The 18,356-nt window shown below is 37.7% G+C and carries 18 protein-coding genes; 13 read left to right on the top strand and 5 right to left on the bottom strand.

Annotated elements, in window-relative coordinates:
- The first annotated feature begins 50 nt into the window (after positions 1 to 50).
- From WQ54_RS28050 to WQ54_RS28030, 5 genes are all read left to right on the top strand, one after another.
- Positions 51 to 434, top strand: coding sequence for an OsmC family protein (locus WQ54_RS28050; RefSeq protein WP_046589590.1), 384 nt, complete (start codon positions 51 to 53; stop codon positions 432 to 434).
- Between the two features lie 206 nt (positions 435 to 640).
- On the top strand, positions 641 to 1,696 hold the full coding sequence (gene cax, locus WQ54_RS28045; RefSeq protein ID WP_046589588.1) for a calcium/proton exchanger: 1,056 nt from the start codon (positions 641 to 643) through the stop codon (positions 1,694 to 1,696).
- A 604-nt stretch (positions 1,697 to 2,300) separates the two neighbouring features.
- On the top strand, positions 2,301 to 2,906 hold the full coding sequence (locus tag WQ54_RS28040) for a YitT family protein (protein ID WP_046589586.1): 606 nt from the start codon (positions 2,301 to 2,303) through the stop codon (positions 2,904 to 2,906).
- Positions 2,907 to 2,973: 67 nt separating this feature from the next.
- Positions 2,974 to 3,768: a YfkD famly protein gene (locus tag WQ54_RS28035; RefSeq protein WP_046589584.1), complete on the top strand. Its 795-nt coding sequence runs from the start codon at positions 2,974 to 2,976 to the stop codon at positions 3,766 to 3,768.
- A gap of 103 nt (positions 3,769 to 3,871) precedes the next feature.
- Positions 3,872 to 5,095, top strand: coding sequence for a hypothetical protein (locus WQ54_RS28030; protein ID WP_052738018.1), 1,224 nt, complete (start codon positions 3,872 to 3,874; stop codon positions 5,093 to 5,095).
- A 91-nt stretch (positions 5,096 to 5,186) separates the two neighbouring features.
- Here the strand turns inward: WQ54_RS28030 and WQ54_RS28025 are convergent, their stop codons facing one another.
- On the bottom strand, positions 5,187 to 6,053 hold the full coding sequence (locus WQ54_RS28025) for a mechanosensitive ion channel family protein (RefSeq protein ID WP_046589582.1): 867 nt from the start codon (positions 6,051 to 6,053) through the stop codon (positions 5,187 to 5,189).
- Positions 6,054 to 6,068: 15 nt separating this feature from the next.
- Positions 6,069 to 7,190 carry a radical SAM/CxCxxxxC motif protein YfkAB gene (gene yfkAB / locus WQ54_RS28020; RefSeq protein ID WP_046589581.1) on the bottom strand — a complete coding sequence of 374 codons (1,122 nt, stop codon included), beginning with the start codon at positions 7,188 to 7,190 and terminating at the stop codon, positions 6,069 to 6,071.
- A gap of 433 nt (positions 7,191 to 7,623) precedes the next feature.
- On the opposite strand from yfkAB, the gene WQ54_RS28015 reads away from it, so the two are divergent.
- The 5 genes from WQ54_RS28015 (at position 7,624) to rlmD (ending at position 13,197) form a co-directional block, all read left to right on the top strand.
- Positions 7,624 to 7,824, top strand: coding sequence for an SE1561 family protein (locus tag WQ54_RS28015; RefSeq protein ID WP_046589580.1), 201 nt, complete (start codon positions 7,624 to 7,626; stop codon positions 7,822 to 7,824).
- A 352-nt stretch (positions 7,825 to 8,176) separates the two neighbouring features.
- Positions 8,177 to 9,715, top strand: coding sequence for a fumarate hydratase (locus tag WQ54_RS28010; RefSeq protein ID WP_046589579.1), 1,539 nt, complete (start codon positions 8,177 to 8,179; stop codon positions 9,713 to 9,715).
- Positions 9,716 to 9,912: 197 nt separating this feature from the next.
- Positions 9,913 to 10,662, top strand: a complete 750-nt coding sequence (gene pdaA, locus WQ54_RS28005) for a delta-lactam-biosynthetic de-N-acetylase (RefSeq protein ID WP_231597675.1) — start codon at positions 9,913 to 9,915, stop codon at positions 10,660 to 10,662.
- Between the two features lie 260 nt (positions 10,663 to 10,922).
- Positions 10,923 to 11,789 carry a DNA-3-methyladenine glycosylase gene (locus WQ54_RS28000; protein WP_046589576.1) on the top strand — a complete coding sequence of 289 codons (867 nt, stop codon included), beginning with the start codon at positions 10,923 to 10,925 and terminating at the stop codon, positions 11,787 to 11,789.
- A gap of 16 nt (positions 11,790 to 11,805) precedes the next feature.
- Positions 11,806 to 13,197, top strand: coding sequence for a 23S rRNA (uracil(1939)-C(5))-methyltransferase RlmD (gene rlmD / locus WQ54_RS27995; RefSeq protein WP_046589764.1), 1,392 nt, complete (start codon positions 11,806 to 11,808; stop codon positions 13,195 to 13,197).
- Positions 13,198 to 13,244: 47 nt separating this feature from the next.
- Here the strand turns inward: rlmD and WQ54_RS33115 are convergent, their stop codons facing one another.
- Positions 13,245 to 13,397, bottom strand: a complete 153-nt coding sequence (locus WQ54_RS33115) for a hypothetical protein (protein ID WP_331435281.1) — start codon at positions 13,395 to 13,397, stop codon at positions 13,245 to 13,247.
- A gap of 27 nt (positions 13,398 to 13,424) precedes the next feature.
- Between WQ54_RS33115 and WQ54_RS27990 the strand changes: the two genes are divergently transcribed.
- From WQ54_RS27990 to WQ54_RS27975, 3 genes are all read left to right on the top strand, one after another.
- The gene (locus WQ54_RS27990) at positions 13,425 to 13,925 is read left to right on the top strand and encodes a hypothetical protein (RefSeq protein ID WP_156178208.1); all 501 of its coding nucleotides are present in this window, start codon (positions 13,425 to 13,427) and stop codon (positions 13,923 to 13,925) included.
- Positions 13,926 to 14,069: 144 nt separating this feature from the next.
- Complete coding sequence (locus tag WQ54_RS27985) at positions 14,070 to 14,354, top strand: hypothetical protein (RefSeq protein WP_046589570.1); 285 nt, start codon at positions 14,070 to 14,072, stop codon at positions 14,352 to 14,354.
- Between the two features lie 682 nt (positions 14,355 to 15,036).
- On the top strand, positions 15,037 to 15,714 hold the full coding sequence (locus WQ54_RS27975) for a VanZ family protein (protein ID WP_046589565.1): 678 nt from the start codon (positions 15,037 to 15,039) through the stop codon (positions 15,712 to 15,714).
- A 365-nt stretch (positions 15,715 to 16,079) separates the two neighbouring features.
- Here WQ54_RS27975 and WQ54_RS27970 read toward each other — a convergent pair whose 3' ends face one another.
- Both WQ54_RS27970 and WQ54_RS27965 read right to left on the bottom strand, forming a co-directional pair.
- Positions 16,080 to 17,225: an ABC transporter permease gene (locus WQ54_RS27970; RefSeq protein WP_046589563.1), complete on the bottom strand. Its 1,146-nt coding sequence runs from the start codon at positions 17,223 to 17,225 to the stop codon at positions 16,080 to 16,082.
- Positions 17,225 to 18,337: an ABC transporter permease gene (locus WQ54_RS27965; protein ID WP_046589561.1), complete on the bottom strand. Its 1,113-nt coding sequence runs from the start codon at positions 18,335 to 18,337 to the stop codon at positions 17,225 to 17,227. The genes WQ54_RS27970 and WQ54_RS27965 overlap by 1 nt, the downstream gene beginning before the upstream one ends.
- Between the last annotated feature and the right edge of the window lie 19 nt (positions 18,338 to 18,356).

The raw sequence follows: 18,356 nt of genomic DNA, 5'->3' as shown, positions 1-18,356 counted from the left end.
TATAAAGTTGTTTTTCCTATACAATTTAACTAAAAACGGAGGAAATAAAAATGGAATTTAAAATGAAGGAAACTGGCTTTTATACAACAACAGAATATGGTGAGCTGCATGTAGCTGGGGAAGAGGCTTATGGCCACCGCCCTTATCAGCTTATGGCCGCTTCAATCGCTGTATGCAGCGGCAGCGTATTAAGGAAAATTTTAATGAAAAAAAGAATGGAGATTAAAGATTTAACTATTTTGACAAAAGTTGAACGCAATGAAGCGAAAGCAAACCGAATAGAAAAAATCCAGATTCATTACCGGATTAAAGGAGAGAACTTAGATTCTGAGAAAATACAAAAATCAGTTGAGTTAGCGAGTAAAAATTGCCCGATGGCACAATCAGTAAAGGGCAGCATTGAGATTGAAGAGACATTTGTGCTAGAGGGCTAAGTTCGTCAACACCTTTCAAAAATAAAATGAATGGATAAACTCACTTCTTATGACATAAACTACCTGTATGCTCATTTTTATCCACATTATGGAATCTAAAAAGGATTATTTGTAATACGATTTAGAGTATAGGTTTTTAATTTGTGGAAAAGAGGTATTTCTTAGGTAGAGAGGAAATCATTCTATATAAGGAAAGGTGAGAGCAATTGGCAAATCGAATTTTTACTCTTATCGTATTAATTGGTTTACCGCTTTCGATTATCGGGAGTATTTTCCACTGGCCATCAGTGATCATGTTTGGCGTCTATTGTTTAACGATTATTGCATTAGCAGGTTTCATGGGCAGGGCAACGGAAAGCTTGGCCATTGTAGCCGGTCCTCGAATTGGCGGATTATTGAATGCAACATTTGGGAATGCGGTTGAGCTGATTATCTCTATTTTTGCATTAAAAGAAGGTTTAATAGGGGTTGTATTAGCCTCTTTGACGGGATCAGTACTGGGGAACCTCCTGTTAGTTGCAGGATTAAGCTTTTTTGTTGGGGGCTTAAAGTTTAAGCGCCAGGAGTTTAGTATTTATGATGCGCGGCATAATTCAGGGCTTTTAATGTTTGCTGTTATTGTAGCATTTGTCATTCCTGAGGTCTTTTCAATGGAAATGAATGATACTCAAACTCTATCATTAAGTATCGGGATATCTGTTATCTTAATCATTTTATATTTAGCGGCATTACTGTTTAAGCTTGTCACTCATCGCGGGGTCTACCAACATAAAACAGATGTCGTGGAAGAGCATGAGGAGCCAGAATGGACTAAGAGAAAGGCTTTGATCATCTTATTACTTTCAACAGTTGCTGTAGCCTATGTTTCAGAAAATCTCGTACATACCTTCGAATCTGTTGGTGAGAGCTTCGGCTGGTCAGAGCTATTCATTGGGGTTATAATCGTAGCAATTGTTGGGAATGCTGCTGAGCATGCCTCTGCGATCATTATGGCCTATAAAAATAAAATGAATATTGCTGTCGAGATCGCCGTTGGTTCAACCTTACAAATCGCGATGTTTGTTGCACCATTACTTGTGCTCATATCGCTGCTTTTTACTCAAAAGATGCCGCTTGTCTTTACAATGCCTGAGTTAATCTCAATGGCCACGGCGGTTTTATTAACAATCTCTATTACAAATGATGGAGACACAAACTGGTTTGAAGGGGCAACCTTATTAGCTGCGTATATTATAATGGGGATTGGATTCTATTTGCTTTAATGAATAAAACATGTCTGGCTCCGCAGTGCGGGGCCATTTTCATTTCAGAAAAAAAGAACTCTGTGCAAATGCACAGAGCCATCAAATTGTGTAGGACGAAACAGATAACTAGAGAAATTGGTAACGCTTGCAAAATGCATTATCAAAATTCTAGGGACACTCTATCGTATGTATTTATGATACAATATCTTTGTTTGTTTGTAAACGTTTTAATTTAAAGAAAATTATAATTTTTGTGCTTAACCTTTGGTGTCTAGCTACGAAGAAAAGGAAGTGAAGTCATAGGATGTCGCGTTTATGATTCGCAACGTCCGGGGCATCTCCCAAATCTTCTTATTTTTTATTTCACGTTAATGGGGAGCTTTCAGTAAAGGTACGAAGTCTCGCTTTATCTCATGCATTATAACATGAGTCTTAAATAAGACGACCAGGTTAGAGAAGGTACATTTTTATCTTACTTCCCTGAGCGGCTAGGATCTGCAACTAGATTGAAGTGTTCTTTTTTTTAGTGGCTGAGTGAGGCGCTTTCGCTTTTCTTATAAGACTTGTCTTAAAGTATGAATTGTCCGCATATTGTATAGTATTTGCAGAAAGGAACGTAACAATGAAAATTAGGATCTTATTTTATGTGATTGGGCTTTTTTTAATGGGGCTTGGCGTTACCCTCACGATTAAGGCTGAACTAGGAGCTGGTGCATGGGATGCTTTAAATGTCGGCCTTTCCAATGCCATAGGATTAACGGTAGGCAGCTGGGTCATTATTATTGGAATTCTCTTGATGTTTTTAAATGCATTTATTGTAAAGGGAAAACCTAAATTACTTGCACTTATCACGATCTTACTTATAGGTTTTTCAGTTGATTTTTGGCTAATGGTCATGATGAGAAATATTGAATTTGATTTTCTTCTCCATCAGGTACTTTCCCTGTTGGGAGGGATCGTTTTTATAGCGATCGGAGTTTCAATGTATTTGCAAACAGATTTTCCAGCAAACCCGATCGATCAATTAATGATCTCATTGCATGAGCGGTTTCACTTAAATTTCATGGTTGGGAAGACGATTGGAGAGGTATGCGCGCTGATTCTTGCCTTTCTTATGCAAGGACCGATAGGAGCGGGAACCATTTTAATTACCTTTTTAATTGGACCTTTTATTCAATTAATCAACATCCCTATTGCAAGAAAATATGAAATGTTAATCAAAAGATAAAAATCTTGGATAAACAAATTAACACTTGAAAACACTATGGATAAGCATGATGAAAGGAGTAGAAAGTATGAAAAAGTGGTTGCTCGTTTCTGTAGTATTGCTTTTATCATTTAGTTTTTCAAGTGCTGCGCTAGCAGAAGGAAAACAACAAAAGCCTAAAATGCCAGGCTCGGTTATGGAGATATCGAAGGAAAATACCTATCCAAATCCTACTCAGGATTTGCCATATCTTCAACCAAGTGAGTTTTCTAGAAGCTTGATTGAAGGATCAGATGTACCAATTGAAAACCCAGATTTAATTAGAATCCTAAATGAAACCACGATTGCTGATGCACCGTTAGCATTTGGTTATCGGGCAACGATTTTTTTAGGAGAATGGGCGCTAAATTATGAATCAACTGAAACAGCGACTAATTGGGAATATCAAAAGATCAATACAAATTTCCAAGATAACCGAGGCGGGTTAGGACCGGTTCAGGTTCATTATAAGCAGGAGGCACAAAAATCTGTCAAAGGCGGGTTAACGGCAAAGGTGCCGGAAGCAGAGCATGTGAAAAAAATGATGCTGCTTAAGGCGATGAAAAAAACAAATTTACCGCTTGCTTTTGAGACAATTATTGGTGCTGGAACAAAGAAAGATCAAGTATATAATATCCCTCCCAAAAAATTGGGGTATTTATATGCTTATGCACCTGCTGTGAATGAAAAAGGAAAGGTTACTTACGGAGAAGTTTACTTAGTTTTAAGAGGCAACAAGAAAAGCATTGTTGTTAAAAATGTTACCTCACAGGGAATCGGTGCTTGGATACCGCTCCAGGACCATGCCTCATTTGGATTTGTTACATCAGATCGACCTAGATGATGGCTTTAAAGATCAATGCGCATGTGCGTGTTGATCTTTTTTATTGGATAGAAGTATGACAATCTTCTCCTAAACAAATAGTAGGTTGGAGGAGGTTTTCATTTTGTTTAGAATTTTACTGTTTGCAATGATCATCTTTATTTTATTCCCCAGTTGGATGTTTGCTGAGGGAATTCCCTCCCAGCCATTCGAGGCAGCATTTATTCGCGATGGAAATCTATGGATCTTTATAAAGGGGGAAGAAAAACAAATTACGAATAGCGGCAGTGTTTCGGCACCTAAATGGTCCTACGATGGGAAGTGGCTGCTATATCAACAAGAAGATTCTTCCCAACAGCAAGAATCTATTTGGGCTTACCATATTGATACAGGCGAAAGGAAAAAAATCTTTTATAATGGGTATTCTGCCACATGGTCACCACAGAAAAACGTCATTGCCTTTAATAGCAGCGGAATTTTAAATATTTCTGATCTAAGGCAGTTTTATAACATCGCAACAGGCGTGAACAGTTATACATGGTTTCCTGATGGAAGCGGGTTTCTGCTTTCATCCTCTGGGGTTCTTCGTCCGGATGGTTGGACAAGTGCAATCCTGTTTACGAAAAAAGTTAAGCCTCCTTACAATGACATTATTTTATTTGGCGGTGTTAACCTCTTCTTTACCCTTCCAAATGAAATTGGCGTAAACAATAACAAAATTATTGCAGTTTCTGCTGATGATTTTGCATACTCACCAAGTAATAAATGGATTTCATTTATTGTTTCACCTACAGCTTCCTGGGCAATGGACAGCAATATGTTATGTGTTATATCAGAAGATGGAAAGGATTTTGAGGTGTTAGGAGAGGTTATTTTTGAAGTGGGTAAGCCGAAGTGGGCGCCATCAAAGGATATCATAGCTTACATTGCCGGCGGCGGGCGAATCGTCTATGGCTTTAAAGATAAAAAGCTGAAACTGAAAGAAATGCCAGTTAGTAGTTCATTAACTCCGCAAAATTATACAGAGCTTGATTTTACTTGGATCGATGATAAAGAAATTGTCACATCGCGGGTGAAAGAAACTGAGTGGTCAAATGACTTTAAGGATCATCCATTGCCGTCCCTTTATCTCATTAATATTGAAAGCAATAAACAAAGCCGAGTAACCTCTCCCCCAAAAGGTTTTGGTGATTATCATCCTCAAAGTATCCATTCTGCCAAAAAGCTCATTTGGTTTAGAGGCCGTTCACTTATTGACCAAAACCGGGATGTTTGGATTTCAGAACCAAATGGTGATCATGCGAAAAAATGGCTGGAAAATGTAGACGTGATAGAAATTTACCCTTAACTGGCAGTAAAACCTCCTTATCAAGATTCAAGTGAAGATAAGAAGCTAAGTGGGGTATGAGGTCTCCCTTTTAAACATCAAAAGAACTGAATCATCCTCGATTCAGTTCTTGCAACATCTCATCTTCTTTTTGCTGGTATAACAAGACTTGTTCTTCAGCAAGACCAATTTTTTCATCATATAAAGCTTGAGCAATGATTTTTCTTGCTTCTTTTGCCGTACTCCAATAATACTGATCATCAACAAGCCCGATTACTGTATATTCATACCCGCGAAATCCAGCATTTAATGAGGTCATCCCGAATAGTTGAAAGGACTCGATAATGTTGCCTTCAAGATCACGCTTTAAACAATGGTCATATTGTTCATTGAGTTTTTCACATGCTTTTTCAAGTGCAGCCCAAACTTTTTCGGGATTTTCACGAAATCTTACAACGACGCGCTCAATCACTCGCATGCGATCAATATTGTAATTTTGAATTTGTTTAATTTCTCCGTTACTAATTGTTAAGAGCTTGCCGCTCCATTCTCGAACTTTTAGGGAACGAAGACCAATTTCTTCCACTGTCCCATTAAATGTATTATTAATCGTAATGAAGTCTCCTTGGTGGATCTGCTTTTCATAAATTAAAAACAATCCGGCAAGAATATCCTTTATCAGGCTTTGAGCGCCAAAGCCAAGTATAATCCCAGCAACACCAGCACCAGCCAAAATGGAACCGAAATTATCCACAAATTGAGAAACAACATACAGGAGAAAACAAATCGTCGCTGTATACTTTGTGAGAGATTGCATCATGCTCTCAATGGTTTTTTCCTTCCGTTCTTCGATAAAGTTTGTTTTTTGAAAGAACTTCCGAATGATGATATTTATGAGAATGACGCTGAGCCATAGACCAACTGCAACCACGATAACATCAAATATGGCTAATTCCTTGAATTTGTTAAACTGTTCCATGTCGTATTTGTCACCTTATATTTTGGATTTACGTTCCGTAAAATCAACTTCCTTATAATAACTATTCTTTACAAGGATATTAGGTCCTAGACATTTTACTGACGGACAATGGCAATTAAGCGACTTTGCTAACGAAGAATCCATCCATTTTTCATAAGCTGACTGCAAGGTATTATCCTGAATATTCCCTAACGGAGGGGCATCACCAAAATCAGTGACAATAATATTGCCATCAAAGATATTAACATTTAAACGGGATCGGCCATCAGGATCATTTCGGACCGTTACATTTTTGCTTCCTCTTAGCCGTTTAATAAGTGTCAAATCTTCTTGATTATCACTGCACGCATAAAAAGGCAATGTGCCAAAAAGCATCCAGACATTTTCATCACGAATATCTAATAAATGATGAATCGCTTTCCGTAATTCTGCTAATGAGAGAGTTTCTAAGCTGCTTGCAAAATCACTTGGATACATCGGATGAATTTCATGGCGCTGGCAAAGCATTTCTTCAACGATCTGATGATGAATTTTTTCGATATAAGGAAGTGTACGTTTATTTAGCATTGTTTCTGCAGAAACAATAACCCCTGCTTGAACAAGTGCGCGGCTATTTTCAATCATTCTTTCAAATAACGCTGCTCTTTGCTGGTATGTAGGCTTACGATCCATCACCGCAAAGCCCACCTCGACAAACTCATCAATTGTTCCCCAGTTATGTGAAATATGTAAGACATCTAAGTAAGGGATGATTTTTTCATAGCGTTTTAAATCAAGCGTCAGGTTCGAATTTATTTGTGTACGGATACCGCGTTCATGGGCATACTTTAAAAGAGGGACAACATACCCTTCAACTGATTTTAACGAAAGCATTGGTTCGCCGCCGGTAATGCTCAGCGAACGAAGAGTAGGCACTTCTTCTAATCGTTTTAAAAGCAAATCAATCGGCAGAGCCTGCGGATCCTTCGGCTGTAAGGTATAACCAACCGCACAGTGCTCACAACGCATATTGCATAATGTAGTAGTGGTAAATTCAATATTTGTTAACACCATATTTCCATATTGCTCAACATCTAAGTAAGCTTCCCATGGATCATATGAGGTTGTAATTGGTTTCAATGACTTTATTGCATTCATGAGGATACTCCTTTGTTTTTGCTTAAAACTATAAAATTCATATAGAGTGCTTCGACATCCAGCTACAAAGTACAGGACGTACACTTTTGTTCAAACAAATAAATTATTTGTACTTAGTTTTGGTGTCTAGCTCCAGGCGCCATTGGCGAAGCACAGGACGTGCAAGTGCAGTCAATGCCAACAGGACGTCGCGTTTTTGACTGCCTCTAGGGTCTAGTCAAATAGGAATTGAAGGTAAAGAACACCTTCTATTCCTATTCGCCTTATGCTTGTCGCCGAATGCTTAGCGCTTTGCGCTTTTCTTAATAGCATAACAACCATTTTATCATGATCATATAATGATATCACTAATTGAGGACATTCAAAATAAAAGGGTATAGTTGTCAGCAAAGAGCTTATAAGCTACGATAGTAAAGTTGAGAGGAGAGGTTTAATGGGAAACGCAGTTCAAGATAAGGATTCACAATTATCTTATTTAAAAAATCGTTTAAATATGTTTATGCAGGTACTTGATTCTATGGATCCAGAATCTACAGATGTAGATGATATTGACCGTTTATTGCAAATGCTGGATGACCTTGAATTTAAGTATGAGCAGTTTAAAAAGGATTGGGATAAAGAGGAGGAGGGCTGACACTGATTAGTGTCGGCTCTTTTTTATTGAACCTTTTTACTTAGTTTTTGTGTCTAGCTTTCAGCGCCTAGCGACGTATGAAATTCACCCTCCTTATACGCTAAGTCAACATCGAATCGCTAACGCTCTTTGTGTTTCCTTTATTTCATTCGGAGTGTTCCAGTTTATACATCACTGAGCAAGGCGCCTTTCGCTTTTCTAACTGAAAGCGCTCTTAATAGATCTTTTCAATAAATATCGGAAGGAGTATAATAAAAATTGAGAGAAATTGACCGTAAGATAAAATTATAGAGGGGCTAAGCTTACATTTTGAGGGTTGAATGTATGCAAATGCTTAAAGGGGAGAACCAAAATGAAGAATTTCTATGAAAGCATGTATCAATTGGTAGTTGAAACATCAACCAACCTGCCAAAAGACGTTAGAAGAGCCATTGCAGCTGCAAAACTAAAAGAAAGTGCTGGTACACGCTCGGCAATGTCACTTGAAACGATTACGAATAATATTAAAATGGCTGATGATAATATTTCACCAATTTGTCAGGATACAGGTCTGCCAACTTTTAAATTGAAGGTTCCTGTCGGCGCGAATCAAATGGAAATGAAAAAAGAAATCAAGCGTGCCATTGAACAAGCAACAAAGGATGGAAAATTACGCCCAAACTCTGTTGATTCGATTTCAGGCGCGAACAGCGGGGACAACCTTGGAGAAGGAACACCTGTTATTAAATTTGAACAATGGGAAAAGGATTATATTGATGCACGTCTTATTTTAAAAGGCGGCGGCTGTGAAAATAAAAATATTCAATATAGCCTTCCATGTGAGCTTGAAGGGTTAGGTAAAGCTGGACGAGATCTTGATGGTATTCGTAAATGTATTATGCATTCAGTTTACCAGGCACAAGGACAAGGCTGCAGCGCCGGCTTTATTGGCGTAGGAATTGGCGGAGACCGGACAAGCGGTTATGAGCTTGCAAAGGAGCAGCTCTTTAGAAGAGTAGATGACGTAAATGAACGTGAAGATTTACGCCAGTTAGAAGACTATGTGATTGAACATGCAAACGAGCTGGGGATCGGTACAATGGGCTTCGGAGGGGAAACAACCTTACTTGGCTGTAAAATCGGTGTCATCAATCGTATCCCAGCAAGCTTCTTCGTTTCTGTTGCTTACAACTGTTGGGCATATCGCCGACTTGGTGTGTACATTGACCCAGAAACTGGTTCAATTAATGAATGGCTTTATCAAGATGGTGAAGAGGTAGTATTTGCTGAAAATGAAGTAGCAGCTACTAATGAACAAGTTGAAGCACCTCGAGAAGTTGTTCTTCAAGCACCAATTACAGAAGAGCAAATAAGAGAATTAAAGGTTGGCGACGTTGTTCGAATCAACGGCATGATGTATACAGGCCGTGACGCGATCCATAAATATTTATCTGAAAATGATTCACCTGTTGATTTAAATGGGCAAATTATTTATCACTGCGGACCTGTTATGATGAAAGATGAGGAAGGCAAGTACCATGTAAAAGCGGCTGGTCCGACAACAAGCATTCGTGAGGAGCCATACCAAGGAGATATTATGAAACGCTTCGGTATTCGCGCTGTAATCGGTAAAGGCGGAATGGGACCAAAAACATTGCAAGCATTAAAAGAGCACGGCGGAGTTTACTTAAACGCTATTGGCGGTGCTGCTCAATATTATGCAGATTGCATCAAATCTGTAGAAGGTGTCGACTTAATGCAATTTGGTATTCCAGAAGCAATGTGGCATCTAAAGGTAGAAGGCTTCACAGCCGTTGTTACAATGGATTCTCATGGCAACAGCTTACATGCAGATGTAGATAAATCTTCATTAGAGAAGCTGGCACAATTTAAAGAACCGGTGTTTAAATAAACATTTGTTTAAAAATTGATCGAAGACCTGGGGGGACCTGGGTCTTCTTTTTGTTTGCTTAAAACTTGGAATTTTTTACTCCGTATGGAAAACCGCCCTCAATAAACACTATAGATAAGATGATATGAATTGAGGAGAGAAGCAAGATGAAAAAATGGTCCATTTCTGTAATTTTATTTTGTGTTATTTTTCTGTCGATGAGCACAGTCTCGGCATATCCTAATAATCCAATTCATTGGGGATTTAAGAGGAGTCAAAATCATGAACCTGCTTCGGCTGGGGAGAAATTAGATAAGCTTCTTGCAAAACATGGTGCCTTTTATTCGGGGGATCCGACCAAAAAGGAAATCTATTTAACCTTTGATAATGGTTATGAAAATGGGTATACGGCCAAGGTTCTTGATGTATTAAAAAAGCACAATGTCCCAGCAACCTTTTTTATTACCGGCCATTATTTAAATACAGAGCCTGAAATAGTGAAAAGAATGGTCAAGGAAGGGCATATTGTCGGCAACCACTCTTGGCATCATCCTGATTTAACAACACAGAGTGATGAAGAGCTGAAAGAAGAGCTTGAGTCAGTACGGCTTAAGGTGGAGGAGCTTACCACGCAAAAAGGGATGAGCTATTTAAGACCGCCGAGAGGGATTTTCAGTGACCGCGTTCTTGCTGAATCAAAAGAACTTGGATATACAACTGTCTTTTGGTCCTTGGCATTTATTGATTGGAAGGTTGATGCGCAAAGGGGCTGGAAATATGCTTATGATAATATTTTAAGACAAATCCATCCTGGTGCGATCCTTTTGCTTCATACTGTTTCTAAAGATAATGCGGAGGCGCTTGATCAGGCCATAACGGATTTAGAGAAGCAAGGCTATATTTTTAAAAGCTTAGACGATTTAATGATCAATAAAGCGATCGATCACCCTTATCTTATTTCCCTTTGATAAGGGTTTTTTCATTGCCCTTGAACGGCCCTTCTTCATGAAGGAACAGTCTGATAGAAAGGGTCTATTGGAAAAACTTCATTTTGCATAGGAAGAAACTGTCCGATAGAAAGGCTCAATTGGACAAAAATGCTTTTGTGCATGAAGGAACTGTCCGATAAGGCTCTACTGGACAAACCTCTTTTGCCCATGATGGTAATGTCCCAGATAGGTTATGTAAAATGCTATAATAAGCTTAAAAAAGAAAAGGATGCAAAAATATGTGGAGAGAAACGATTGTAACCGAAGGCCCGTATGATTTTGCACGAGTTTTAAGTCGTTTATCTTTAGACCCTGTAATCACCCTTAATATAGATGAGAAATTCGTTAAAGTTCCATTGGTAATAGAAGATAAGCCTTATGTTATCAATGTCCAAGCAGTCGGATCGATTACTAATCCGTGTTTTGAAATTAGTGGAATTGATGAAAGGGTAAAAGAACAAGCATTAAAGAGAATAACGAAAATCTTTCAATTTAATTTTCTATTACATACACTAGTCATGCATTTTCAAGAAACAAATATAGCCGAAATTTTTCAGCAACACGCAGGTACACCCCTTGTGTTAGAATTTGATCCTTATAGCTGTTTAATGAAATGTATTATTCATCAGCAGTTAAATTTAGCTTTTGCTCACAAGCTAACCGAACGGTTTGTTAAAACCTTTGGCTATCAGGTTGATGATGTGTGGTTTTATCCAAGACCGAAAACAGTGGCTGCTTTACAGTATGACGATTTAAAGGCGCTGCAATTCAGCGGACGAAAAGCGGAATATGTCATTGATACATCAAGGCTAATTGCAGAGGGCAAATTAAATATAGCAGAACTGGATATGCTGTCAGATGAAGAGATTATGAAAAAATTGATAAAAATCCGCGGGTTAGGTCCATGGACAGTCCAAAGCCTGCTTTTATCCGGACTTGGCCGTCCTAATCTTTTTCCAAAGGCTGATATTGGCATACAAAATGCAATTAAAAAGCATTTCAAGCTTGAAAAAAAGCCGACAGCTGAGGAAATGGACCAATACAGCAAGCGATGGGAGCCCTATCTAAGTTACGCAACCTTATATTTATGGAGAAGCATTGAGTAGAAACGGAGCGTTTTTAATGAACGATAAAAAGCAAGGTAATTCAATCAAGATATCTAAAGGACAAACTTTTCCGTTAACAATTAAACGCTTAGGTATTAACGGGGAAGGAGTCGGGTACTTCAAAAGGCAGGTTGTCTTTGTTCCTGGGGCGCTTCCTGGTGAGGAAGTTTTAGTTGAAGCAACAAAGATACAGCCGAAATTTGCAGAAGGAAAAGTGAAAAAAATCCGCAAAGCCTCACCTTTCCGAGTAAAACCGCCATGTCCCATTTATGAAGAATGCGGAGGATGCCAGCTTCAACATTTGGCTTATGGTCAACAGCTGAAGGAAAAACGAGATATTGTGATACAATCGCTCGAGCGTCATACAAAGCTAAACCTAGACAAGCTGGATATTCGTCCAACGATCGGCATGGAGGATCCGTGGAACTACCGGAATAAAAGCCAATTCCAGGTCGGACAGCTAAAAAACGGCAAGATCATTGCCGGTTTATATGGCATGGATTCACACCGGCTGATCCCGATCCAAAACTGCATGGTCCAGCATCCATTAACAAATAAAGTGTCTGAAGAGGTAAAACAGATTCTTGAAGACTTTCAGGTACCGATCTATGATGAACGTAAACGAAAAGGAATTGTTCGAACGATTGTGACCCGAGCAGGCTTTCATTCTGGTGAAGTTCAAGTCGTGCTAATCACAACACAAAAAGAAGTGCCGCGTAAAAAAATGATTATCGCTGAAATCCAAAAACGACTGCCAGAGGTCAAATCGATTGTCCAAAACATCAATGGTAACAAAACCTCGTTGATATTTGGCGAAAAAACACTTCATCTAAGCGGCGAAGAGGTAATTCAGGAAACACTAGGGGACCTCAGCTTCGAACTTTCAGCACGGGCTTTTTTTCAGCTTAACCCTGTTCAAACCGTGAAGCTGTACGATGAGGTGAAAAAAGCAGCGGGCCTTACTGGCAAAGAAAAAATTGCTGATGCCTATTGCGGTGTTGGAACAATCGGATTATGGCTTGCAAGCGGGGCAAGCGAGGTTCGCGGAATGGACACCATTGAGGCAGCGGTAGTTGATGCCCAGGAAAATGCAAAGAGACATTGCATTGAAAATGCCACCTATGTCACAGGAACGGCAGAACACTGGCTCCCAAAATGGGTGAATGAAGGCTGGCGCCCAGATGTGATTGTTGTTGATCCGCCAAGGACTGGCTGTGACCGAAAGCTATTAGATGCGATAAAAAAGGTAAAGCCGAAGAAGTTTGTCTATGTTTCGTGTAATCCTTCGACGCTTGCGAAGGATATTGATTATTTGTCGAAGGAGTATAAGGTTGAGTATATTCAGCCGGTGGATATGTTTCCGCATACGGCGCATGTGGAGTGTGTTGCTAAATTAACCCTTATATAAAGGGATTTGTAATGCTGTTAAGTGGGAATTGACCACATTTTGACCACTTAACCGTTTTTTCTCATGAAATCCCCAAACATTCGTGCGGTTTTTTCTTGTAATTTTGGTGTAACATGAGCGTAGATGTCACCAGTTACTTTTATACTAGAATGACCTAAACGTTCTTGCACTTTTTTTAAACTTGCTCCAACTTCTAACATTAAAGTTGCATGTGTGTGCCTAATATCATGAAAACGGATTTTAGGATTGATATAAAGGATTATGCTGGAAGGGTTTTTGGTTTATCTAATGCTACAACTATAATTGCCGATGATGTTCGCGCTGTTTGTGGCACAACAACAGGAAATGTAATCGTAGAAGGATTTGATACAGCTGCAAATGTTGCAAGAATTACAAATTTTAAAGCAGATAAGAACGTCACAATCTCAAAAGATATCACAGATTTTTTCTTTAGATCTAAAGATGAAACAATCCCGAACATGACCATTTATCAAAATGTAACAGCAGATAATCAGATACCTAATATTGCTAATAATGCAAATGATATTATTTATTTAAGACTTAGATCAACACCAGGAAGTTGGACAATGGGGGCATTGCCTGATGGATATAAACGTGGTCAGTTACTTATAATTCGTAATAGTGGTTCTGGAGCGAATACTATTACAATCAGAACGGGCTCTACTTATAACTCCATTCCCTTTATGATGCTGCAAATAAGGTGTTGAGTAATGAACAGGCTATCACTTTAATTTGTGATGGATCAGATTGGATGGCAACAGGTCAGTAATGAATACTTATGAATATAGCAATGTATTATTTTTGAGTCATCATTAGATGGCTTTTTATTTTGGCATTAAGGAGGTAATCAGATGACAGTTGAAATCGCAGTATTAATAGCAATAGGAGGTTTCTTAATTGGCATTTTTACATTTAGCCGTAATCGAGATAAAGATGTGAAAAATGATGCAACTGAATCGGCCGTGATTCGAACAAAGTTTGATAACATAAGTCAAGGTGTAGAATCGATACGTATTGATATAAGGGCGAATGAACAACGAGTAAGGGATTTATCAGATCGGGTTGTTCGAGTAGAAGAAAGTTCAAAACAAGCCCATAAAAGACTTGATAAAATTGAAAATAAGGGAGAGGTATAAATGAAAAATTCCATCAAAGGTTTAGACAAAGACACGGTCTTTAGGACAGTGCTTCTTTTTGTTGAGTTAATAAATCAAAAAAAGAAAGAGTATTATAATCCTAGTTTACCTTTATTAAACCCGTATTATGATGAAGTGGAAAAACAGTATTTGGTATTTTTTAAGGTAATATATCCCTGTAATTCATATATTACACATTAAATGGGAAGGGAAGGGAATTTAAATGAAAGCTAGCAGATTTTAATTTTACAGTCCTTCCTGCCCCGGTTTTTGATGATAATAAAGAAATCACATATATTGATTTACAGAACTTGGCAATATCAAAAAATTCAACTAAAAAAGAACTTGCTTGGAAAACTATTGAATATGCTTTGAGTAAAGATTATGCTATCTTCATGGCTAACAGTGAGCGTAATTCGTTTTCCGGTAAATTTACTTCTTACATAGATGATGAAATAATAGAAATATATTCTAAATAAGTATATAGGAATAGACCCTGATAATTTTTATTCTGGAACAGAGGGCCCCACTAAACCAGAAGAATTTACTGAAGAAAAGTATGTTTAATAGCTAGGAAATATTTTCCTGATATGATTGAGAATAAATTAACTGTAAAAAGTGGTGTGGAAAAAATCAAAACAGATTTTAATCAAAACTTTGAAAGGAAATTGGAGGATAGAAAATGAAACTTCTTCTAAAGTGGATTATTGTATTAGGCCCTGTTATCTTCCTAATGATAAAAAACTCAATTGTTGAGAATATGGGGGATACTTTAAGTATATACAATGGGTTATTAAATTGTTTACCTTTTGTAGTATTGTTCTTTGTGTTATTAAAAAAAAATAATCCAAGCACATTATTAAACACTTTAATCAGTTCAACATTCTTTATATATATTTATTATTTGTTTAAATACACGATATTTGATATCCCATTTTTTGATTATTTTAATTTAAAAGTAATTAGAAATTTAGAAGAAATTGTAATTTATATTAATCTAATACCTTTCAAAACAATTACTGGAAACGTAACTTTGTTTCAAACGATTGGAAATCTTTTTTTACTATTCCCTTTAGGAATATATTTACCATTAATTAATTCTGAATATAAGAAAATTAGATTAGCTCTGCTTATAGGGTTTGTCACTACATTATTTATAGAAATTGTACAAGTTATTGTTTCTTTTACCCATGCATTTTATTCTGAATATCCTTATACAAGAGGGGCCGACATCGATGACCTTATCCTTAATATTACAGGATTTATGCTAGGATATATATTATCAATTATCTTGTTCCTCCCACTTAGAGATCTAGTTGGAGAAAAGCTCATTAAGTTCCAAAGGTCAAAGTTTAATTAACTTCGATTTTATCTGTCATGCTTCTTCAGAAGCCAATAACGTTGATAAATCAACGATGTATAAAAAAATGAACAAAGGCCAAATCCTTTATACACAAGGATCTGGTCTTTTTGCTTACTTCTTAAAATTGTGATTATGTTAAGTAACACAATCAGGAATACGATATTTTTATGCCTTTAAAATTATCTTGATAATAAATTTTCCCACGTTCTCTAATATGATGAAGAACAATAACAATCAACATGTATATGGGCTGGTTTATATGCTAAATATATCACTTTTCTCAGGCACCCGGCGATTTGATGAGAAACAGGTTTTTTCAGCTACAATGGGAATTGTCCTTCATTCCATTCCATTGATGAATACTAAACAAAATTCTGCGTCGTATTATTCCTGCTAAAGCGATAAACAGCAATTAAGAAAAACGCAGCAGCAAAGGTGAATAGAATAATAAGATTTAAAGATAAATCACCTAATGAACTTCCCTCCTGAAGCTTCGATAATGTATCGAGTGTCCAGCGCTGCGGAAAGAAATTAGCTATTTTTTGCAATGTTTTGGGCATGACTTCAATTGGCCAAAAGCAGCCTGAAAGCATGACGGTTGGAGTGATAATTAAATTTTGCAAGGCACTTGCTGATCCGCGGCTGTTCGAAAACGAGATAATCACAAGTGATAGCCCAACAGAAACCAATGAGAAAAGCAACATAACAATGGTAGCTTCCCAAAATGACATATTCGTGCCAGCATGAAGGATGCTTTTCATGATCGTTAACGTGATGAATACTTGGATAGTCATCACAATCATGTTCACCATGACATTTGAGAATAAATATTTTCTAGCATTAATTGGAGTTGATAACAAGCGAAAATAAGTCCGGTTTTGCTTATCTAAAAGAATGATTTCAGCTAAATTCGCTGCAGACATCAACATAATCATAATTAAAAAGCCAATTGCTTGATTCGTCATATTTCTGCTCTTCGATGTATCTTCTATGGAATGTGTGGACAGTTTGAAGTCTGTTTGCTGAAAATTGTTATACATCTCTTCAAAGACCTCTTGATTTCCGTCTGCTACAAAGCTGATCGTCGCAATATTATCGATATATTGATGCAAATAAGATTTAACATACCCTGTAATCGCAGCACCTTTAATTGATGTAAGCTGGATATGATCAGGATTCCCTTTTAGCACGCTTTCTGAAAATCCCTCATCAAAGGTAATGACACTATCCAATTCTCCAGATGTAATGGTATCTTGAACCTCCTCCTCAGCAATCATCGAAATCTCAACGTTTTCTAATTCCTTTAAAAACGTAATCGTATCAGAAGTGATTTCATTTTTATCATTGTTTACAATTCCAACATGGAGGATATTTGTTTGGTCCCCGCTGTAGACAAGGAGTGAGACCACTATGGCCAATAACGGCAAGCAAAGATATAAAATAATGTTCTGTTTTTTTCGGAAAGTCACACTTAGCGTGTTCTGAATTAACCAAAAAATGTCCTTCATTATAGTGCCCCCCTTCTTTGGATTGAGATCATGGCGAAGAGTAAAAATAAGAGTGAACCGGCAATATTAATCGAAAGGGCCGGAATGGCTGCAGAAAAGTCATTCGTGTAAATGATTTTCGTCATCGCTGTGTTCATCCAAGTGAGAGGTGATAGTTCCGTAATGAACTTAAAGATTCCCTCTGGGTTTTCAATTTTATAATAGGCTCCTCCAAAAAATGATGCCAGTTGGACAAACAGCATAATGATGAGGGCATGACCCGAATTTGTTTTCGTTAAAAAGGTAACACCGATTCCTAGACTTACTGCAAACACAACTTCGGTTAGCAGCACAAGGAATACGAGTCCAATATTCTCTCCCCAATATGCATTGAAAAACACTTTGCTGCATAGAAGGAGGAGCGCGATACATAAGCTATTACTCACAAGACTTCCCAGTACTTTCCCTATAAAAATTTCTCTTTTTCTGACTGGAGAAGCAATCAGGCGATCGCCTGTCTTTCTCACTCTTTCACTCACAATTTCTCCGCTTGCTGACATCGCTCCGTAAAGAACCATCATCGTCGTAATCACAATCGCATAATAATCCATTGCTCCCGGTTCTTTATCTGGAAGAAGTGTCGTTTCCTTCATAAAATCATCTTGCTTTTCGCGAGTGAAGGCACTTTCCAGCTTCTCGGGAGCTGCCTTTATGATTTCTGAAGATATATTGTACCGATCCACATATGAAGAAAGCATTCCTTGAAGAATACTGCCTTCAATACTCGTTCTGCTGTTTACAAAGAGCTTAATTCCTTCTTCTGATGCTTCCACGTAGCCATGATACTTACTTTGTTTCACTTTCTTTTCAGCATCCATATTTTCACCGGCTTTTTCAAAGTGTATCCCGGACTTCTCCATCTCTGTAATAAACTGCGAAAAATATTGACCTTTCGTTGTATCCTTATATAACACCTGAATGTCATCTATTGGAAGACTAGTCGTAAATGTATTGGATAAAGCCGTTCCGAGGATGAGCATTAAAACAATTGGAAAAGCTAACATAAAAACTAACGTACGAATATCCCGAAAATCCGCTTTGATGCCCTTCCAGGCAATATTTAAGATGTTCACTAAAAAATCCCCTCTTCCT

Origin of the sequence: Bacillus sp. SA1-12 (assembly GCF_000981385.1) — a bacterium.
Classification (GTDB): domain Bacteria; phylum Bacillota; class Bacilli; order Bacillales; family Bacillaceae; genus Metabacillus.
Note: the sequence above shows the minus strand (reverse complement) of the source record. Positions and strands in the feature narration are given on the sequence as shown.

What these genes read in the sequence shown, in the direction of transcription:
- WQ54_RS28050 (WP_046589590.1), top strand. Translation starts at nt 51, where the DNA reads ATGGAATTTAAAATGAAGGAAACTGGCTTTTATACAACAACAGAATAT.
- WQ54_RS28040 (WP_046589586.1), top strand. Translation starts at nt 2,301, where the DNA reads ATGAAAATTAGGATCTTATTTTATGTGATTGGGCTTTTTTTAATGGGG.
- WQ54_RS28035 (WP_046589584.1), top strand. Translation starts at nt 2,974, where the DNA reads ATGAAAAAGTGGTTGCTCGTTTCTGTAGTATTGCTTTTATCATTTAGT.
- WQ54_RS28025 (WP_046589582.1), bottom strand. Translation starts at nt 6,053, where the DNA reads ATGGAACAGTTTAACAAATTCAAGGAATTAGCCATATTTGATGTTATC.
- yfkAB (WP_046589581.1), bottom strand. Translation starts at nt 7,190, where the DNA reads ATGAATGCAATAAAGTCATTGAAACCAATTACAACCTCATATGATCCA.
- WQ54_RS28015 (WP_046589580.1), top strand. Translation starts at nt 7,624, where the DNA reads ATGGGAAACGCAGTTCAAGATAAGGATTCACAATTATCTTATTTAAAA.
- WQ54_RS28010 (WP_046589579.1), top strand. Translation starts at nt 8,177, where the DNA reads ATGAAGAATTTCTATGAAAGCATGTATCAATTGGTAGTTGAAACATCA.
- pdaA (WP_231597675.1), top strand. Translation starts at nt 9,913, where the DNA reads ATGAGCACAGTCTCGGCATATCCTAATAATCCAATTCATTGGGGATTT.
- WQ54_RS28000 (WP_046589576.1), top strand. Translation starts at nt 10,923, where the DNA reads ATGTGGAGAGAAACGATTGTAACCGAAGGCCCGTATGATTTTGCACGA.
- rlmD (WP_046589764.1), top strand. Translation starts at nt 11,806, where the DNA reads ATGAACGATAAAAAGCAAGGTAATTCAATCAAGATATCTAAAGGACAA.
- WQ54_RS33115 (WP_331435281.1), bottom strand. Translation starts at nt 13,397, where the DNA reads ATGTTAGAAGTTGGAGCAAGTTTAAAAAAAGTGCAAGAACGTTTAGGT.
- WQ54_RS27990 (WP_156178208.1), top strand. Translation starts at nt 13,425, where the DNA reads ATGAAAACGGATTTTAGGATTGATATAAAGGATTATGCTGGAAGGGTT.
- WQ54_RS27985 (WP_046589570.1), top strand. Translation starts at nt 14,070, where the DNA reads ATGACAGTTGAAATCGCAGTATTAATAGCAATAGGAGGTTTCTTAATT.
- WQ54_RS27975 (WP_046589565.1), top strand. Translation starts at nt 15,037, where the DNA reads ATGAAACTTCTTCTAAAGTGGATTATTGTATTAGGCCCTGTTATCTTC.
- WQ54_RS27970 (WP_046589563.1), bottom strand. Translation starts at nt 17,225, where the DNA reads ATGAAGGACATTTTTTGGTTAATTCAGAACACGCTAAGTGTGACTTTC.